General features: G+C 54.8%; 19 protein-coding genes. 13 read left to right on the top strand and 6 right to left on the bottom strand.

Annotated elements, in window-relative coordinates:
• Nucleotides 1-22: 22 nt before the first annotated feature.
• From Q4606_RS02740 to rutR, 3 genes are all read right to left on the bottom strand, one after another.
• Nucleotides 23-409 carry a VOC family protein gene (locus tag Q4606_RS02740; RefSeq protein ID WP_303596712.1) on the bottom strand — a complete coding sequence of 129 codons (387 nt, stop codon included), beginning with the start codon at nucleotides 407-409 and terminating at the stop codon, nucleotides 23-25.
• Between the two features lies 1 nt (nucleotide 410).
• A complete protein-coding gene (locus Q4606_RS02745; RefSeq protein WP_303596711.1) occupies nucleotides 411-1,421 on the bottom strand; it encodes an isopenicillin N synthase family oxygenase in 1,011 nt (336 codons plus the stop codon).
• A 255-nt stretch (nucleotides 1,422-1,676) separates the two neighbouring features.
• The gene (gene rutR, locus Q4606_RS02750; protein ID WP_368502306.1) at nucleotides 1,677-2,291 is read right to left on the bottom strand and encodes an HTH-type transcriptional regulator RutR; all 615 of its coding nucleotides are present in this window, start codon (nucleotides 2,289-2,291) and stop codon (nucleotides 1,677-1,679) included.
• 373 nt (nucleotides 2,292-2,664) lie between these two features.
• Here rutR and rutA point away from each other — a divergent pair, with 373 nt between their 5' ends.
• Genes rutA through rutF form a run of 6 tightly spaced genes read left to right on the top strand, consistent with a single transcriptional unit; the run spans nucleotide 2,665 to nucleotide 6,891 of the window.
• Nucleotides 2,665-3,756: a pyrimidine utilization protein A gene (gene rutA / locus Q4606_RS02755; protein ID WP_303596844.1), complete on the top strand. Its 1,092-nt coding sequence runs from the start codon at nucleotides 2,665-2,667 to the stop codon at nucleotides 3,754-3,756.
• Entirely contained in the window at nucleotides 3,753-4,526 is a 774-nt protein-coding gene (gene rutB / locus Q4606_RS02760) for a pyrimidine utilization protein B (protein WP_303606583.1), read from the top strand. Before rutA ends, rutB begins: the two co-directional genes overlap by 4 nt.
• Before the next feature lie 16 nt (nucleotides 4,527-4,542).
• Nucleotides 4,543-4,929, top strand: coding sequence for a pyrimidine utilization protein C (gene rutC / locus Q4606_RS02765; RefSeq protein ID WP_303606584.1), 387 nt, complete (start codon nucleotides 4,543-4,545; stop codon nucleotides 4,927-4,929).
• 1 nt (nucleotide 4,930) lies between these two features.
• Nucleotides 4,931-5,764, top strand: a complete 834-nt coding sequence (gene rutD, locus Q4606_RS02770) for a pyrimidine utilization protein D (protein WP_303606585.1) — start codon at nucleotides 4,931-4,933, stop codon at nucleotides 5,762-5,764.
• Entirely contained in the window at nucleotides 5,761-6,351 is a 591-nt protein-coding gene (locus tag Q4606_RS02775; protein ID WP_303606586.1) for a malonic semialdehyde reductase, read from the top strand. Before rutD ends, Q4606_RS02775 begins: the two co-directional genes overlap by 4 nt.
• Before the next feature lie 48 nt (nucleotides 6,352-6,399).
• A complete protein-coding gene (rutF, locus tag Q4606_RS02780; protein WP_303596843.1) occupies nucleotides 6,400-6,891 on the top strand; it encodes an NADH-dependent FMN reductase RutF in 492 nt (163 codons plus the stop codon).
• 48 nt (nucleotides 6,892-6,939) lie between these two features.
• On the opposite strand, the gene Q4606_RS02785 is transcribed toward rutF, so the two are convergent.
• Nucleotides 6,940-8,301 (bottom strand): 8-oxoguanine deaminase, encoded by a 1,362-nt coding sequence (locus Q4606_RS02785; protein ID WP_303606587.1) that lies wholly within the window; start codon nucleotides 8,299-8,301, stop codon nucleotides 6,940-6,942.
• A 239-nt stretch (nucleotides 8,302-8,540) separates the two neighbouring features.
• On the opposite strand from Q4606_RS02785, the gene Q4606_RS02790 reads away from it, so the two are divergent.
• Together Q4606_RS02790 and Q4606_RS02795 are read left to right on the top strand one after the other, a co-directional pair.
• Nucleotides 8,541-9,515 (top strand): isopenicillin N synthase family oxygenase, encoded by a 975-nt coding sequence (locus tag Q4606_RS02790; RefSeq protein ID WP_303606588.1) that lies wholly within the window; start codon nucleotides 8,541-8,543, stop codon nucleotides 9,513-9,515.
• Entirely contained in the window at nucleotides 9,512-10,498 is a 987-nt protein-coding gene (locus tag Q4606_RS02795) for an ABC transporter substrate-binding protein (protein ID WP_303606589.1), read from the top strand. The genes Q4606_RS02790 and Q4606_RS02795 overlap by 4 nt, the downstream gene beginning before the upstream one ends.
• A 35-nt stretch (nucleotides 10,499-10,533) precedes the next feature.
• Here Q4606_RS02795 and Q4606_RS02800 read toward each other — a convergent pair whose 3' ends face one another.
• Together Q4606_RS02800 and Q4606_RS02805 are read right to left on the bottom strand one after the other, a co-directional pair.
• The gene (locus Q4606_RS02800) at nucleotides 10,534-11,301 is read right to left on the bottom strand and encodes an alpha/beta fold hydrolase (RefSeq protein ID WP_303596702.1); all 768 of its coding nucleotides are present in this window, start codon (nucleotides 11,299-11,301) and stop codon (nucleotides 10,534-10,536) included.
• Entirely contained in the window at nucleotides 11,294-12,259 is a 966-nt protein-coding gene (locus Q4606_RS02805; RefSeq protein ID WP_303606590.1) for an isopenicillin N synthase family oxygenase, read from the bottom strand. The genes Q4606_RS02800 and Q4606_RS02805 overlap by 8 nt, the downstream gene beginning before the upstream one ends.
• Nucleotides 12,260-12,682: 423 nt before the next feature.
• Here Q4606_RS02805 and Q4606_RS02810 point away from each other — a divergent pair, with 423 nt between their 5' ends.
• The 5 genes from Q4606_RS02810 to wrbA all read left to right on the top strand — a co-directional run bounded on the left by Q4606_RS02810 (nucleotide 12,683) and on the right by wrbA (nucleotide 16,439).
• Nucleotides 12,683-13,687 (top strand): ABC transporter substrate-binding protein, encoded by a 1,005-nt coding sequence (locus Q4606_RS02810; protein ID WP_303596700.1) that lies wholly within the window; start codon nucleotides 12,683-12,685, stop codon nucleotides 13,685-13,687.
• A gap of 2 nt (nucleotides 13,688-13,689) precedes the next feature.
• Nucleotides 13,690-14,478, top strand: a complete 789-nt coding sequence (locus Q4606_RS02815; RefSeq protein WP_303596699.1) for an ABC transporter ATP-binding protein — start codon at nucleotides 13,690-13,692, stop codon at nucleotides 14,476-14,478.
• Nucleotides 14,459-15,244, top strand: coding sequence for an ABC transporter permease (locus Q4606_RS02820; protein WP_303596698.1), 786 nt, complete (start codon nucleotides 14,459-14,461; stop codon nucleotides 15,242-15,244). The genes Q4606_RS02815 and Q4606_RS02820 overlap by 20 nt, the downstream gene beginning before the upstream one ends.
• A gap of 69 nt (nucleotides 15,245-15,313) precedes the next feature.
• Nucleotides 15,314-15,778, top strand: coding sequence for a nucleoside deaminase (locus Q4606_RS02825; protein ID WP_303596842.1), 465 nt, complete (start codon nucleotides 15,314-15,316; stop codon nucleotides 15,776-15,778).
• Between the two features lie 7 nt (nucleotides 15,779-15,785).
• Nucleotides 15,786-16,439, top strand: coding sequence for an NAD(P)H:quinone oxidoreductase (wrbA, locus tag Q4606_RS02830; RefSeq protein WP_303606591.1), 654 nt, complete (start codon nucleotides 15,786-15,788; stop codon nucleotides 16,437-16,439).
• Nucleotides 16,440-16,582: the final 143 nt, after the last annotated feature.

Below are 16,582 nucleotides of genomic sequence, written 5' to 3' on the forward strand. Positions count from 1 at the left end.
CCTTTGGGTTGGTAAGGCAGGTCTACATCATGTAATTGATTCGAAAAACATTACCTTCAGGGTCCAGGAGCACGGCCTGATACCAGTTGTAGTAGGTTTTGTAGGGCTCTTTGATGAGAGTGGCGCCTGCGCCCAGCGCCTTGGGCACGAACTCATCCACCTCTTCCTGGCTGTCGACATCTATGTTGAGAAGGAATTTGCAGCCTTTGGTGTCTGAGTAGTCATCCAGTTTCAACAACTCGTAGGCGTCTATTGCGTTAAAGCCGATGCAGGAGCGACCTGTGTCCAGCCCACGGAAAATGGGCGAACGGATTTCGGGGATTTCTTTGAAGCCGAACAGGTCCCGGTAGAAGACGCTCAGGCCCTCAATGTCTTCGGCAAAGATGTTCACATAAGAAAGTGTGCTCATTTCAGGCTACCTCCTGGGTCCCACCAAAAGTGGTCTGTTTAACGAATTTGGATTTCAGGTGATCGCCGGAACTGACTGGGGGGTAGGTTGCCTGGCCATTTTCACCCAGGCAGCTGGGCAGACATTCGATCATGGCGTCGTAATTGGGCTGATGGAAAAAAACGATGGACTGGCGAGGGTGAGCAGTATTTGCTTCCAGCGGCGGGTTGACGACACGATGCAAGGTAGAAATCCATTGATCGTTGGTCCAGCGCATCATGAGATCGCCAATATTGACCGCGAAGCTGTCCTCAGCGTAAGGCACACTCACCCAGTCTCCGTTCTGGTTGCACACCTGAAGGCCGCCCGGAGAGTTATCCGGTTTTACGATGGTCAGGCTGCCGTAGTCGGTGTGGGCGCCTGCACGCATCTGGCCTTCCTCAATATTGGTTCCCATGTTGGGGTAGCTTAGGGTCCGTAGCATGCTGATTTCTTTGTCGATTTTATCGTCGAAGAAATGTTCGTCGAGCTTCAGGGAAAGGGCGAAGATGCGCATCAGTGAGCGCGCAAGGCTGCTCATCGCATCGAAATACTCGGCGTAGGCTTCTTTAAAGCCTTCGATGGTTTCGGGCCAGACATTCGGTGCGAAGTGGGGGCCGGCTGCGGGGCCGCGATGGTATTCATCGTCAGGTACGTCGGTCGGACCGATGGAGAATGATTCTTTCAGATCCCCCGGTGCGGCTTCTTCCATAGAGTAGGACAGGCTTTCCTCTGCGACCGCACTATAACCGCGCACCATGTCCGGACTGGGGCGGTCCACTTTGCGCTTTTCAGCCATGGGTTCGTTAAAAAACTGTTGGCTCAGTGAGTAAACGCGGTCTACCAGCTCCTTGGGAATGCCATGGTTGGTTATCACGAGGAACCCAATATCTTTGCAGGCTCTGTCGACCTCCTTGGCAACCTTCTGCTTACCTTCGGGGGTGCCCTCGAAGTATGGGGCAAGATCAATAGTTGGTACGTGTTGCAACTGCATGGGTGACACCCTCCTTTCAGTCAGGTTATTGCGAGAAGGGCCTGGTTTTGGCCAGGACAAAAAGGGATCTCGCTCCAGAAAAGAGGCTGCAGCATGTGTGCCAGTTTATAAAATCACATGTAAACCAGGGTCTTAGGTTTTTTGGGTGCTTTCGTGCGGATCAAATGGTCTAGATTAGAGTGCATGGTTTTGGGTTGGGCGGAGCTTTAAGCACAAAATGGGGGCGGGCGCCCCATCGGAGATGGGTCAGACGATCTATCGAGGGCTTACGCCGTTGAGAATGATGGTCTCAAGGCTCTTCAGGGTCTCTGTGAAAAAGGCAGGATCATCCAGGGTCTTCCCGGCGACAGCTTCGATCTGAACCCGAAAGTCTGCGTAGTGCTGAGTCGTTGCCCAGAGTGAGAAAATCAAGTGGTAAGGTTCCACGGCGGACAGCTTGCCTTGATCTATCCATGTTTGAATAACTGCAATTTTGTTCTCGACCAGATCGTGAAGCGGCTGCTGCAATTCTGTCAGCATCAGGGGGGCGCCCTGCATGACCTCCATGCAGAAAAGGCGGGATTCTGCGGGGTGGTCTCGGGAGAACTCCAGTTTGACCCTGAGGTAGTCACGAATAGCCTCAATCGGGTCCTGGTCTTCCGTGAAAGCTCTCAGTGGCTTGAGCCATAGATCCAGAAGGTTTCGCAGCACGCTGACGTAAAGCTCTTCTTTATTAGTGAAGTAATAGAACAGGTTGGTTTTCGACACATCTGCCTGTAGAGCGATCTGTTCGATGCTTGCTCCATGTATTCCATACTTGGAAAAAGTCTCCAGTGCCGCTTCAAGAATAACAGCGCGCTTTCTTTCGCTATTGCGCAGTCGTCTGCTCAACGATGCAGCAGAGGGTACCCGTTGCTGCTTGCGTCTGGGTTGTCGGGCTGGCTCCTTGCCTCTGGTGCTGGCACTCACGTGGCTCTCCACTATCCGCTGTCTGAATGTGGCGATCATTCTAGCACCGGAATCTTTCATGGATAGGACCTTTAATCATTTCCTTGATCTTGCCCCAAAAGCGAACGCGCTGCACAAACCAAGTGCTCTAAAGCAGACCGCTTGGTCTGAAAGCGTTTTCTTGAATCATGCAAGTATCTGAAAATCAGATATAAAACAAATTATGGCCGATATTATGCTGCGGTTGTCGGAAAGGGTGCTGTTCCATGAGGCACCTTAAAACCGGAACTGTGAGGTGGAACAGATGAGCGAACAGATGAATATCGGAGTCTTCATTCCTATCGGCAACAATGGCTGGTTGATCTCAAAGAATGCACCGCAGTACATGCCAACCTTTGAACTGAATAAGGAGATTACTCAGAAAGCCGAAAATTACGGTTTTGACTTCGCATTGTCGATGATCAAGCTGCGGGGCTTCGGTGGCGAAACGGAGTTCTGGGAACATAACCTTGAGTCGTTCACTCTGATGGCCGGGCTGGCGGCTGTTACCAGCAAGATCAAACTGTTTGCTACGGCTGCAACACTTACCATGCCGCCTGCCATCGTGGCCCGAATGGCCTCCACGATTGATTCTATTTCGGACGGGCGCTTCGGGGTCAACCTGGTGACCGGATGGCAGAAACCGGAATACTCCCAGATGGGCCTTTGGCCAGGAGATGAATTTTTCGGCTCCCGTTACGATTATCTGGGCGAGTACGCCCAAGTTTTGAGGGATCTCTGGGCCACTGGTCGCAGTGACTTCAAAGGTGAGCATTTCAAGATGGACGATTGCAGGGTCAGCCCTGTACCCAAGGCAGACATGAAGGTTATCTGCGCCGGTCAAAGCGAAGCCGGCATGGCGTTCACCGCGAAGTATGCCGACTACAACTTCTGCTTTGGCAAGGGCGTAAACACTCCGACTGCTTTTGCCCCGACGGTAGACCGCCTGGTGAAGGCAATGGAAACGTCCGACCGTGATGTCAGCTCGGTTGCTCTGTTCATGATCATCGCAGATGAAACCGACGAAGCTGCCCGTGCGCGCTGGGAACATTATAAGGAAGGTGTGGACGAAGAAGCGGTAGCCTGGCTAGGGGAGCAGGGTGCGGCAGACAAAAAATCGAAATCCGATACCAACATTCGCCAGATGTCAGACCCCACGTCTGCGGTGAACATCAACATGGGCACCCTGGTTGGTTCCTATGAGAATGTTGCCCGGATGCTGGATGAGGTGTCCACTGTGAATGGGGTCAGTGGTGTCATGCTCACCTTTGATGATTTTGTTCAGGGCATTGAAGACTTTGGCAAGTATATCCAGCCATTGATGAAGAGCCGCGTCCATGTCAATGACGAACTGGAGCAGGCGGTATGAGCAACATAGCGACTGAAAAGTCAGGTTATGCCCTGAACACCAGTAACGAAACGGCACTTGAACTGCCGGGTAAACCGGAAGCCTTGCACTTGCGTGCCAGTGAGACTGCGCTGGTGGTCGTTGATATGCAAAACGCCTACTCCACCATTGGAGGCTATCTGGACAAGGCTGGTTTCGATGTGTCTGCAACCGGGCCGGTTATCCAGCAAATCAAGCGTGCCATTGCCACGGCTAGGGCTGCCGGTATTCCCGTGATCTTTTTCCAGAACGGCTGGGATTCCGAGTACGTGGAGGCGGGTGGGCCGGGCTCTCCAAACTGGTACAAGTCCAATGCTCTGAAGGCCATGCGCAAAGCACCGGAACTGAATGGCAGTATGCTCGCCAAGGGTACATGGGATTATGATCTGGTTGATGAACTGCAGCCGCAGACCGGAGACATCGTTATACCCAAGCCCCGTTACAGTGGCTTTTTCAACACGGCTTTTGACAGCATCCTGCGCAGCCGTGGTATCCGCAATCTGGTCTTCACCGGGATTGCCACTAACGTTTGTGTGGAATCCACTCTGCGTGATGGCTTCTTCCTGGAGTATTTCGGTGTCGTGCTCGCGGACGCAACCTACCAGGCGGGTCCAGAGTTTATTCAGCAAGCTGCACTGTACAACATTGAGACCTTTTTCGGTTGGGTGTCCAGTACCGATGATTTCTGTAACACGTTTGGCTCGTTGAGCGAAACGGCTAAAACCACGCCATCCCAAACCATACCTGCTTAAACAACGGAGATTGATCATGCCAAAAATATCCATTATTCCTGAAGGCAGCGGCAAGCCGCTGGCGCCCTATGTGCCTGGCTCCATGGCCAACGACATCCTTTATGTTTCCGGAACCCTGCCGTTCGACAAGGACAACAATGTGGTTCATGTGGGCGATGCCGAAGCTCAAACCCGGCACGTGCTTGAGGCAATTAAAGGTGTTGTCGAAGCCGCGAATGGCACCATGGATGACGTCACGTTCAACATGATCATGGTAACGGACTGGGACAACTACGCGGCTGTCAACAAGGTATACGCTGAGTATTTTCCGGGTGAGAAACCTGCCCGATACTGCATCAAGTGCGAGCTGGTAAAACCGGATGCTTTGGTAGAGATCGCCAGCATCGCGCACGTAGGTAAATAATATGAGTGGCACTGCGGGGGCGCTTTACTGGGAATCCTTGGGTCCCGACGATGGTGAAACCGTCGTGCTTAGTGCTGGTCTGGGGGGCTCAGGTAGCTACTGGGCTTCTCAGGTGCCAGAGCTTGCCAAGCGCTACCGGGTTCTGGTCTATGACCAGTTTGGTACCGGTCGCAGCGGTGGCGAGGTGCCGAAATTCTATACTGTAAAGGATATGGCTGCCGAGCTGGATGCGCTTCTGGAAACTGCGGCTTCAGGCCCGGTGCATTTTATTGGGCATGCACTCGGAGGGTTGATAGGCCTTGAGTTGGCGCGGCTTTCACCAGGGCGGGTTGGAAGTCTGTTGCTGATTAATGCCTGGGCTGAACCCAATGCCTTTTCGCGCCGATGTTTCTCTGTTCGTCGGAAACTTCTGTTAAGTAATGGGCCAGAGGCTTATCTGGAAGCCCAGCCGCTATTCCTTTACCCGCCGGTCTGGATTGCCGAGAACAGCGAATGGTTGGACCAGGAGATTACCCACCAGCTTGCTGGCTTTCCTCCCCAGGAAAACCTGTTGCGCCGCATGCATGCTCTGCAGACATGGAAAATGCCCCCGGAAGAGCTGGCCGAGGTGAGGGTTGATGCGCTGGTTCTGGCGACCCGGGATGACTCTCTTGTCCCCTGGACTTGTTCCCAGACACTGGCTGCCCGGTTGCCTCTGTCCAGCGTGAAGCTTTTGCCGACGGGTGGGCATGCGATCAATGTTACGGAGCCGGAACGCTTTAACACTCTGATGCTAAACCACCTGCGCAAACACCGCCTACCCACAGAAGCCAAAGTAAATCAGGAGGTTCTATGAGCCAGCAGCTGGAAACCAGGGCACTCGATCAACTATTTTTCGAGGCCCGTACGCACAATGGCTGGCAAAACCGGCCGGTAACTGATGAAACTCTGAAGCAGCTCTATGAATTGGTAAAAATGGGCCCAACCTCGGCCAACTGCTGCCCGGCTCGCTTTGAGTTCGTTCGCAGTGATGACGGCAAACAAAAGTTGGAGCCGTGCCTGTCCAGCGGCAACCGCGAAAAAACCATGACGGCGCCGGTTACGGTGATCGTGGCTTACGACGAAGAATTCTACGAGCGCCTGCCCGAGTTGTTTCCCCATGGCGATGCCCGCAGCTGGTTTACCAGCAGCCCGGAAATGGCTTATGAAACCGCTTTCCGGAACAGCTCCATGCAGGCGGCTTATCTGATACTGGCTGCTCGCTCGCTGGGCCTGGATACCGGACCCATGTCCGGCTTTGACCCTTCGAAAGTGAACGAGGCTTTTTTCGCCGGAACCACCTGGAAATCGAACCTTTTGATCAATCTGGGTTATGGCAATCCGGAAAAACTTTATGACAGGTTGTCGCGCCTTGAATTCGCCGACGCCTGCCGTCTGTCCTGACAGGAGAAAACCATGAAACCACAACAGCAACTTCGTGAGGTTCTGGCCATGCCACCGCAGGTCGACAAACAGACGTTCCGCGATGCCATGTCGACTCTGGCCGCCGCCGTTAACGTTGTTACTACTGACGGGCCCGTTGGCCGCGCAGGTTTTACTGCAACGGCAGTATGCAGTGTGTGTGATGAACCTCCGACCTTACTGGTTTGCCTGAACCGGGGAGCTTCTGTATACGACGCATTCAGCAGCAGCGAGAGCCTGTGCGTAAACACCCTTGCTGACAGCCAATCAGACCTGTCTGGTATTTTTGGCGGCAAGTCCGAAATGGAGCAGCGGTTCGCTGCCGCCAACTGGAGCACGGCGGTGACCGGTGCGCCGGTACTGGAGGGCGCTCTTATCAGCTTCGATTGTATGATCAGTAAGCGGGTAAGCGTGGGAACCCACGACATCCTGTTTTGCGAAGTCGTCGGTGTGCGACAGCAGGATGAGGTTGGCAGCCTGGTCTATTTCGATCGTGGCTATCACCAACTGAAATCCCAGTGATGATCGGCAGACGCTGTCAGGTCCATACGGGCCTGACAGCGCGGTTGGTTATAAAAGCAGTTGCCCGGCCATTCGGTTCTGCTCCTCGATAATATGGGGCAGTGATCGGGTAATAAGCTGACCTTCCTCGATCACCACACGGCCGTTGATGGTGCTCCAGTGCACCCGTGGAGGTGTGCAGAACACCAGGGAGGCAATAGGGTCGCTCTGGCCACCGGCCATGGCAATGTCGTCAGTACGGAAAGCGACTATGTCGGCACAGTAGCCGGGCTGTATCCGCCCCAGAGCATCGCCTCGTCCCAGAACCTCTGCGCCACCGCGGGTGGCGATACGCAGGGCTTCGCGGGCCGTCATAGCTCCTGGCTGTTGGTCTCTTACCCGTGCTGAGAGCATGGCCAGCCGGGCTTCATCGAGCAGGTTTCCGCTGTCATTAGAGGCGCTGCCGTCCACACCCAGGCCAACCTTCACGCCGGCGTCCAGCATTTTTCGCACCGGAGCGATACCGGAAGCCAGGCGCATATTGGAGCAGGGGCAGTGAGCCACCCCGGTACCCGTGCGGGCAAACAGGGCAATTCCCGGCTCATCAAGGTGGACGCAGTGGGCGTGCCACACGTCTTCACCCACCCAGCCAACATCCTCGGAGAATTCCGTGGGCGTCATGCCATAACGCTCCATGCTGAATGCCAGGTCCTTCCAGTTCTCCGCAGTATGGGTGTGCAACCCTACCTTCAATGATCTGGCCATGGTGGCCGCTTCACGCATCAGGTCCTTGGTCACCGTGAACGGGGAGCAGGGGGCCAGCGCCACCCGGACCATCGCGTCGGGGCTGTAGTTGTGGTGGGCTTCAACCACTCTTTGCATATCTTTCAGTATGGCGTGCTCGTCAGACTCCACCAGCTCATCGGGTGGCAGGCCGCCCTGGCTTTGACCAAGGCTCATGGCGCCCCTGGCGGCGTGGAAGCGTATGCCCATTTCGGTGGCGGCCTGCACGCTGTCATCCAGAGTGATGCCATTGACGTGCAGGTAGGCATGGTCGGCTGCGGTGGTGCAGCCGGACAGCATGAGTTCGGCCATGGACGTGCGGCTCGCGGCCCGCTGCATCTCCGGAGTGATGTTTCGCCATACGGGAAAGAGTGCGCTCAGCCAGTCAAACAATTCGCCGTTCTGAGCTGCCGGCAAGGCCCGTGTGAGCGACTGGAACATGTGGTGATGAGTGTTGATGAGGCCTGGAATGACTACGTGGCCACTCAGGTCGATTGTGCGGTCAGCATCCTGCGGGCACTCGTTTTGAGGCCCCACTGCTTCAATCCGGTTATTCCGGACAAGGATGTAGCCACTTTCAATTTCGCGCTCGTCATCGTCCATGGTGGCGATAACCCGGGCGTTCTTCAGTAGCAGAGTGTCTGTCATTGCTGGCGTTTTCCCGTGCAAAGAATTTGTGGCTTATTCACATGCAATAGTAATGCCTCATTTTTCTTTATAAAAGCCTGACGAAATGGTCAGAAAATGGAGCGCCTGCACTTTAATGATGCAGATCTTCTCTGAAAATACCCTGTTAAGAGCGGTTTTTAGGGGTTTTTCATATGGCACGTCTGTTGCAAATATATTGACCAGATGGATAGCAAATTGTGAATTCAGCAGGAGAGAACATGGCAGGCGATGAGCAGGAAATACCTGTAATTGATTTCGCGCCGTTCCTTGATGGAACCGAAGCGGATCGTGAGGCAGTGGCAGCGCAGATGCGTCAAGCCAGCAAGGATTGGGGTTTCTTTTACTTGTCCGGTTGTGGCATGCCGGAAGCCAGGCTGGCGGAAGCATTCGCCACATCCGAAGCGTTTTTTAATCTGCCCCTTGAGCTCAAGCAGCAGGTCGCCTGGCAAAATGCCGAGAGTAACCGGGGCTATGTTGGAATCAAGCGGGAAAAGCTGGACCCCACGCGTCCGGGCGACCTGAAAGAGGCTTTCAACCTGGCACCGGAACGCCCGGAACCAGGTGCGTTTAAAAACCTTTGGCCCGTTGGTCAGCCTCAATTTGAGTCGGTCATGAGCGGGTTTCTGGCGGAGTGCACCCAGACTGCTGGTCGCGTACTGGAGGCGTTTGCTTTGGCTCTCGACCTGCCGGCTGACTTCTTTGTAGAGGCTCATAACGAGCACGACCATACCCTGCGACTGTTGCATTACCCGCCATTGCCTGAAGGGTTTGAGCCCGAAGATGGTGAAAGCCGGGCAGGAGCCCATACCGACTACGGAAGTATTACGCTGCTATTCCAGGATGCAGTCGGCGGGCTGGAGGTTCGTACTCGCGGCGGAGAATGGCTACGGGCGACACCGATTCCCGGAACCGTTGTGGTCAACACGGGCGATCTTATGCATCGGTGGACCAACCATGTGTTTTGCTCAACCCCCCACCGGGTGAATGTGGCCCCTGAGAACCGCCGCAAAGACCGCTACTCCATCGCCTTTTTCTGTCATCCGAACAAGTCTGCAGAAATAGCCTGCATCGATAGCTGCACTGCGGTAGACGCGCCCCCCTTATACGGTCCGATTTCAGCGGGCCAGCACTTGCACGAGAAGCTTACCAACACTTACGGGGCATCAAGCCCGGAAACCGAGGAATCACTATGAACAAACTTAAAACCCTGGCGGCTGGTATTACCTTGTCGCTCAGTGCCATCTCCGGCTTGACCCATGCAGAAGAACTTATCCCGGTTACTGTATCTACCACCTGGTACGCACAGGCTGAGCACGGCGGCTTCTATGCAGCCAAAGCCATGGGGCTCTATGAGGAGCAGGGGCTGGATGTCACTATCAAAATGGGTGGGCCTCAGGTGAACAACGTGCAATTGCTGATGGGCGGCTCCATGGATTTCATCATGGGATACAGTTTGCAGTCGTTTAATGCCGTGAATCAGGGTATTCCTCTGGTCACAGTGGCGGCTTTCTTCCAGAAAGACCCCCAATCACTTGTGGTCCATGAAGGGGTGGGCAATGACTCGTTAGAGGACATGAAAGGTAAGCCCATGCGGGTACCCACGGCGGGCCGTGTTGCCTATTGGCCCTGGCTGAAAACCGAATACGGTTATACCGATGAACAGTTGCAGGCCTATGACTACAGCTTTGCGCCGTTCATCAGAGATGAGCAGGCCATCCAGCAAGGTTATGTAACCAACGATGGTTTTTTCCTGGAGCAGGCAGGTGTAAAAGGTAAGAGTCTTTTGCTGGCCAACTATGGCTGGAAAGCATACGCAGCTACGTTGGATACAACTCGCGAAATGGTTGAGGAAAACCCCGAAGTCGTACAGAAAATGGTGACGGCAACGGCGCAGGGCTGGAAGGCATACTTCGAAAACCCTGAGCCGGCCAATGCGCTGATCAAGGCTGATAACCCGGAGATGCAGGATGAGCTGCTTGCCTATACGCACGCGAAAATGCAGGAAGAAAATATGCTGCTTTCTGATGCCGCCGAGGGTGGGCGCTATGGCATGATGACAGCTGAACGCTGGGAGACATTCTTTGACGACATGGTGGCCGCGGGTACTCTGCCTGAGGATCTTGAGTATGAGAAGGCGTTTGATCTTTCGTTCATTGAAGCCGTCTATGCTGACTGAGTGTTAGCTGAATAAAAAAGGGGTGACCGCTGAGGTCACCCCTTTTTGTTTGCCTGTCCTGATACGAACTCTGTTAGAGCGTCGGCGACAGCCTCGGGTGCGGCTACCTGTGGAACGTGGCCCGTATCCAGTGAGGCCACTCTGGCACCGGGCACGAGCTGCTGCATACGTCGTTGGACCGGTAGAATAACCGAGCGGTCTTGCAAGGCTTCGATGTAGAGCCTGGGCAGCCGCCCGAAGCGAGCTTGGCTCCAGATGGGGACTAGCGCCCGGCTACCTTCTGCCTGGGGTGTAAATCGGCTGGTAGCTTGCTCCGCTACCTGAGCGCTGACGTCCTGCAGGAAAATGTTCCGGATGGCAGGCGCCTGTACCCGTGACACCTGGCCGTCAGCCTCCCAGTCCAGGAAAGGACCTATGCCTGAGGCCTCAGGGAAGTCCTTTATTATTTCCTCCACCACTTCACCAAAGCCAGTACCTGACGGCAACATCATACCTGCCAGATAAGCAACGCCAATTACGCGTTCAGCGATGGATTCAGCGAGTTGTGTAGCCACGGCGCCACCGCCGGAATGGCCAACCAGTAACAATTGGCCTCCAACCTTCTCAAGCTTTTTTTCAAGGTCCGCCACACACTGGTCAAGAGACGCTTCAGCCGGATTGCCCAGCCGTGGACCACATCCGGGCAGGTCCGGGGCCAAAACCCGGAACCCCCGTTCTTCAAGGTAGGGCGTAATTGTCTCCCATACCCAGCCGCCAGCCCAGGCGCCATGAATCAGTACCGCAGTGATCGGTGCATCAGGCATAAGTCCTCCGGTACATGTCCATCAAGTGAGCTTCCACGGTTGTGGGTGGGTAATGGGGCTGGTCGCCCTCATCCAGACAAGTAGGCAGGCAACTGACTTCGTGATCCGGGTTGCCGGTGAAGAAAAAAGGCACAGAGTAGCGCTCTGCGCCAGAGGTGTTGACCACCCGGTGCAAGGTGGAGCGATAACGGTCGTTGGTCCAGCGAGCGATCATGTCGCCAAGGTTGACAACAAAGGTGCCGGAAATCGGTTCAGCATTGATCCATTCGTCGGCCTTTGCATCCCACACCTGCAGCCCGGGTTTGTCATCCAGTAGCAGCACGGTAATGCCGCCAAAGTCAGTGTGGGCTCCACAGCCCTTCTCTCCGGGAGCCGGATTCGGCGGTTGGGGCGGGTAGTGCAGCAATCGCAGGGTTGAGAGTGGTTGCCGGCAGAAATCCGCGAAAAAATCTTCATCCAGCCCGAGTGACAAAGCCAGTGCCTCCATGATCCGGCCGCTGAGCTCATTCATCCCCTGGAAATATTCCATCATGGTGCCACGGAAGTCTGCCAGGGTCCGGGGCCACTGGTTGGCTCCCATATTGAAGCGACCTGCCTCTACCCGTGGGTCTGAGTTGTCCAGCTCTTCACCGATGTAAAAGCCCTCTTTCAGGTCCGGTGGTGAACCAGGCTCCAGTGTTTGGCCTTTCAGAGGTTCGTACCCACGGTTGGCCTTGGAGAAGCTTTTGTTGATGGCTTCTTTGTCAGCGCCTGGCAGGCTGAACAGGGCTTGAGATTCCTCGAATACACGCTTGATCAAGGTTTCGGAAATACCGTGGTGGCTGACATAGAAGAAGCCAGTATGCAGGCACGCGTCGGCCAGTGATTGGGCCAGCTGTTGTCGTTGATGGTCGGTTCCTGCCAGCAACGACAAATCGATAATAGGCAGTGAAGCCCCTGACTCGCTATTGATGCTCATGATGTCACTCCGGGTTTCAAGTAATTCTGTCCATCTGGTCAGTAATTCACAAAGTGTGCCAGTGATGCAATTGGCCTCAGCAGCCTTGAAATCGTGAGTAGTCCCGTGCTTGAGGGTTTCAAGCTCTTCTGGGGTGGGGCTCAAGGGGCATCAAATGAGGGCGTTTCGCGCAATCTCGCACTAGTTTTGGGCGTATCTTTTGTTGATGGATGGGGCTTGAACGTGGGTTCTGTGAGTTAGTGGCATTTGGGGTTGGCGGTCCAAACTGGCCCGTTAATTGAAGCCTGCTGAAGGGTGAGCGTTGATCACGGAGCTGTTTCTGAAGTCCGGTTTTGCAATCTGGCCTGGCCTTTGCTTTATCTAATAAAACCTGACCGAATGATCAAAAAAACTTAGAGCGTAAACCGTAGAAGGGGAAAGCAAATGCATAAACGTATCACTCGTTCGTTTCTGATTGCAGCTTCATTGGCTGGTGGTTTGTTGAGCCAGTCTGTATTGGCGGCCGATAAGGTTGTTTACCAACTGGATTGGTTGCCAGGAGGGGATAAGTCTCCGGTTTACCTTGGTGTTCAGGAAGGGTTCTTTGCAGATGAGGGGCTGGAAGTCCGTATCGCAAGTGGTCGTGGCTCTACCGATGCCATCACCAAGATTGCCACCGGGCAAGCCGACATCGGCAGTGCTGATATTGGCGCCTTGATGGCTGCTAAAGCCCAGGATGACAGTCTCCCGGTAAAAGCGGTCTACAGTATTTTCAATCGCGCACCCCATGCCTTCTTTACACTTGAGAGCAGTGGCATCAGTAAAGTGACGGATATTGAGGGTAAGAAAGTTGCCACCTCGCCGTTCACTTCTTCCAACGCGTTCTTGCCGCTGGTGCTGAAAGATAATGATCTGCCGGAAGACGCTGTTAAGTTGACGAAAGCAGACCCGGGCGCCCTGGGGCCAATGCTGATGAACGGCGGTACGGATGCCATTATTGCCTGGGTGACCAATATCGCCCTCTTTGACAAACAGGCCAAAACAACCGGCAACAAACTGGTTGTGCTGCCCTGGTCTGATGCTGGTCTTGAACTCTACTCTTCGTCAATTGTTGCTGCCGATAAATTCCTGAGTGAGCGCCCGGACGTGGCCAAGCGTTTCATGCGCGCTTACGACAAATCTCTGAAACTCACCAGTGATGACCCGACGAAAGCTGCCGAAGCCCTGCACGCCATGGTGCCCGAGGTGGAAGTTGATGTGGCCGTTGCGCAGATTGGTGACTCCATGAAACTGGTGGTCAACGAAGTGAGTGAGCGTGATGGCTTGGGAGCGCTTACTGAAGAGCGTGTCGCCCTGACCTGGAGCCGTGTGGCTCAGGCAGAAAAGCTGGACGAGGATGCACTCGCCCCGGAAACCGTCATTGACCGTACGCTGCTTGAGGCGCTGTAAGTATGACTGAACCCGCCACTAACCGTTCTTTTGTCCGGCTCTCCGGAGTCGGGCACAGGTACGACCCGGACCCGGAAACGCCGATGGCGGTCACCGGTGTCGACCTGGATATCCAGCGGCATGAGTTTGTAGCAGTCGTCGGCCCGTCCGGGTGCGGAAAGTCGACACTGCTGCGAATGATCTCTGGCTTGCTTAAGCCGAGCGAGGGGGAGGTCTCGGTGTTTGGTCGCCAAGTCGATGGCCCGCGGGATGATGTTGGCATCGTGTTCCAGAAGCCGACTTTGTTGCCCTGGCTGAATGTCCGGAAGAATGTGCTCTTTCCGCTCAAACACAAGTATGGCCGTTATAGTCGTGAAGACGAGAAGCGAGCGGATGAGTTGCTGGAAATGGCGGGCCTCGAAAGTTTCGCCAGTAAAATGCCCGACGAGTTGTCGGGCGGTATGCAGCAGCGCGTGGGTATTGTCCGGGCGCTCTTGCTCAACCCGGATATTCTTTTGATGGATGAGCCTTTCTCTGCGCTTGATGCCATGACCCGGGAACAGATTGGCTTTGATTTGCTCAAAATCTGGGAGGAAAACCCCAAAACTGTTTTGTTCATTACGCACTCGATTGCAGAAGCGGTACTGCTCGCGGATCGGGTTCTGGTGATGAGCAAGCGGCCTGGAACCTTGCTGGAGATGCTGGATGTCGATCTGCCCCGGCCAAGGACCCGGCATACCATTTCCGAGCCCCGGTTCGCGGAACTCACAGAACGACTGAGGAAGCATATTTATGAGCCTGAAGCAGCCTGATCCGAAAACCAGGCGCCTTCTGCTTGCAGCTGCGCCCTGGTTGTTTTTCGTTGCACTTATCCTGTTGTGGGAGCTGGTGTGCCGGGTGTTTTCTCTGCCGGAATACGTATTGCCGGCACCAACGGCCATTGTTGATGCTTTCTTCAACGTGGAGTTCAGCCGCTGGATGACGCACTTGTGGGCAACTCTTCGGGTGGCCTTGATGGGGTTCCTGGTTTCCATTCTGGTAGCCGTCCCCATTGCGATTGCCATGATGCGATCAGAGTTGTTGACTCGCACGCTCTATCCGTTGCTGGTAGTCATCCAGTCCACACCCGTTGTTGCAGTCGCGCCCTTGATCATCGTTTTGATGGGTTCTGATGATCCATCAAGAGTGCTGATTACCTGCCTGCTCACTTTCTTCCCACTGGTTGTATCTACGGCCACGGGTATTAACGAGACGCCGGCGGAACTGATAGAGCTGAGCCGTTCACTGGATGCGCCCACTCGCCGTGAGACATGGCAGATCCGAATTCCTTATGCCATTCCCCATATTTTCACCGGGCTGCGGGTTGCGATCACCCTGGCAATTATTGGCGCGGTGGTTGCGGAGTTCGTGGCTGCAGAAGAGGGATTGGGTTACTTCATACAGTTCTCCACATCCTTCTTCCGGATTCCCCAGGCGTTTGCCGGCCTGTTCTTCCTGGCGGTAGTGAGTCTGTTGCTCTTCAAGTCGGTGCAATGGACGCAGCAAATTTTCTTCCCCTGGAGCCTGCCTAAAAAGTAAGGCCCCTGGGTATACATCGAGATTTAGGATATGTCAGAACTTGAAAAACTGAATGATGCCGATCTGGTTATGATGCGAAGGGTGCTTGAGGCAGCCGATTCACTCGCCGCAGAAGGCGTTCATCCCTTTGCTGCCATGCTGGTTGATGGTGACGGCAATGTGGTTATGGAGCAGGGCAATGCCTACCTGCCTGATCAGGATATGACAGGCCATGCAGAACGAGTGCTGATGACCCGCGCAAGCAAGACCTGGCGGCCGGATTACCTGGCTAAGTGCACCATGTATGTTTCTGCTGAGCCGTGTTGCATGTGTGCCGGCGCTGCCTACTGGGCCGGCTTGGGGCGGCTGGTCTATGGGCTCAGCGAGCATCAGTTGAAGATGATCACAGGTAATCATCCCGAAAATCCGACCCTCGACCTGCCTTGCCGACAGGTATTTGCATCGGGTCAGCGGGAAGTTGAAGTCATAGGGCCGGTGCTGGAGCGTGAAGCCGCGAAAGTGCACGAAACCTTTTGGCAAAACCACGGAGTATGAAAGCGTTATGACCCCAAGCCGTGTAACCGTGGTTGTTGACTCCCGGTACGGGAGCACACTGGCTTTGGCAAGGGCTATTGCTGATGGCGTTGTTGCGCAAGGTGCCGAGGTTCGCCTGTGCAGAGTGGCAATTACCGAGCCTGAATTCAGTGTGGATATGGAGCGGCCTGATTTTATAGCCGCCCAGAAAGAATACAGAGAACTGCCCCAGGCGACCGCTGCAGACCTTGAGTGGGCTCGCGGTATTATCTGGGGGTCGCCCACCCGTTACGGTTTGATGAGTACACCACTGCGCGCGTTTATTGATGAGGTGGCGCCCCTTTGGCGACAGGGCGCCTTGATCGGCAAGGTTGGAGCGGCCTTTACATCCACCGGCGGAATGCACTCAGGTAACGAGATCACGTTATTAACCCTGTTGCTGCCCTTTTTACAACACGGAATGGTATTGGCGGGTGTGCCTCATAGTGTTCCGGAGTTGGTGCATACGGAAAAGGGCGGATCGCCATACGGTGCCACCACAGTGACCGGCTTTGATGGCACGCGCGGAGTAGATGATAACGAACTGGCCATCGCCCGTGCCCTGGGGGCCCGGGTTGCCCGGCTTTCCGGTTGGGTAGAGCCAGAGCCGGCATCCGTTGAGCTGGCTGCCTATTCAACCTGACGCCCTGAATTCAGATCCAGAATGTTGTGTCCTTTTGCCGCCTTCGGGCGGCTTTTCTTTTTCTTGTCTTGCTGTTTCTAAGGGACTGATGGTGGTGCGTGGGCTTCGGTGCGCACAAAACCAGAGCAGTTGGCTGAGAACTG

The sequence above is a fragment of the Marinobacter sp. 1_MG-2023 genome (assembly GCF_030549045.1).
Classification (GTDB): Bacteria; Pseudomonadota; Gammaproteobacteria; order Pseudomonadales; family Oleiphilaceae; genus Marinobacter.

Excerpts from the sequence above, each read along its gene's own strand:
- rutF (WP_303596843.1), top strand. The coding sequence starts at position 6,400 with ATGCCACCGCAGGTCGACAAACAGACGTTCCGCGATGCCATGTCGACT.
- Q4606_RS02790 (WP_303606588.1), top strand. The coding sequence starts at position 8,541 with ATGGCAGGCGATGAGCAGGAAATACCTGTAATTGATTTCGCGCCGTTC.
- wrbA (WP_303606591.1), top strand. The coding sequence starts at position 15,786 with ATGACCCCAAGCCGTGTAACCGTGGTTGTTGACTCCCGGTACGGGAGC.
- Q4606_RS02775 (WP_303606586.1), top strand. The coding sequence starts at position 5,761 with ATGAGCCAGCAGCTGGAAACCAGGGCACTCGATCAACTATTTTTCGAG.
- Q4606_RS02820 (WP_303596698.1), top strand. The coding sequence starts at position 14,459 with ATGAGCCTGAAGCAGCCTGATCCGAAAACCAGGCGCCTTCTGCTTGCA.
- rutB (WP_303606583.1), top strand. The coding sequence starts at position 3,753 with ATGAGCAACATAGCGACTGAAAAGTCAGGTTATGCCCTGAACACCAGT.
- rutC (WP_303606584.1), top strand. The coding sequence starts at position 4,543 with ATGCCAAAAATATCCATTATTCCTGAAGGCAGCGGCAAGCCGCTGGCG.
- Q4606_RS02810 (WP_303596700.1), top strand. The coding sequence starts at position 12,683 with ATGCATAAACGTATCACTCGTTCGTTTCTGATTGCAGCTTCATTGGCT.
- Q4606_RS02805 (WP_303606590.1), bottom strand. The coding sequence starts at position 12,259 with ATGAGCATCAATAGCGAGTCAGGGGCTTCACTGCCTATTATCGATTTG.
- Q4606_RS02745 (WP_303596711.1), bottom strand. The coding sequence starts at position 1,421 with ATGCAGTTGCAACACGTACCAACTATTGATCTTGCCCCATACTTCGAG.
- Q4606_RS02740 (WP_303596712.1), bottom strand. The coding sequence starts at position 409 with ATGAGCACACTTTCTTATGTGAACATCTTTGCCGAAGACATTGAGGGC.
- Q4606_RS02800 (WP_303596702.1), bottom strand. The coding sequence starts at position 11,301 with ATGCCTGATGCACCGATCACTGCGGTACTGATTCATGGCGCCTGGGCT.
- rutA (WP_303596844.1), top strand. The coding sequence starts at position 2,665 with ATGAATATCGGAGTCTTCATTCCTATCGGCAACAATGGCTGGTTGATC.
- Q4606_RS02785 (WP_303606587.1), bottom strand. The coding sequence starts at position 8,301 with ATGACAGACACTCTGCTACTGAAGAACGCCCGGGTTATCGCCACCATG.
- Q4606_RS02795 (WP_303606589.1), top strand. The coding sequence starts at position 9,512 with ATGAACAAACTTAAAACCCTGGCGGCTGGTATTACCTTGTCGCTCAGT.
- rutD (WP_303606585.1), top strand. The coding sequence starts at position 4,931 with ATGAGTGGCACTGCGGGGGCGCTTTACTGGGAATCCTTGGGTCCCGAC.
- Q4606_RS02815 (WP_303596699.1), top strand. The coding sequence starts at position 13,690 with ATGACTGAACCCGCCACTAACCGTTCTTTTGTCCGGCTCTCCGGAGTC.
- Q4606_RS02825 (WP_303596842.1), top strand. The coding sequence starts at position 15,314 with ATGATGCGAAGGGTGCTTGAGGCAGCCGATTCACTCGCCGCAGAAGGC.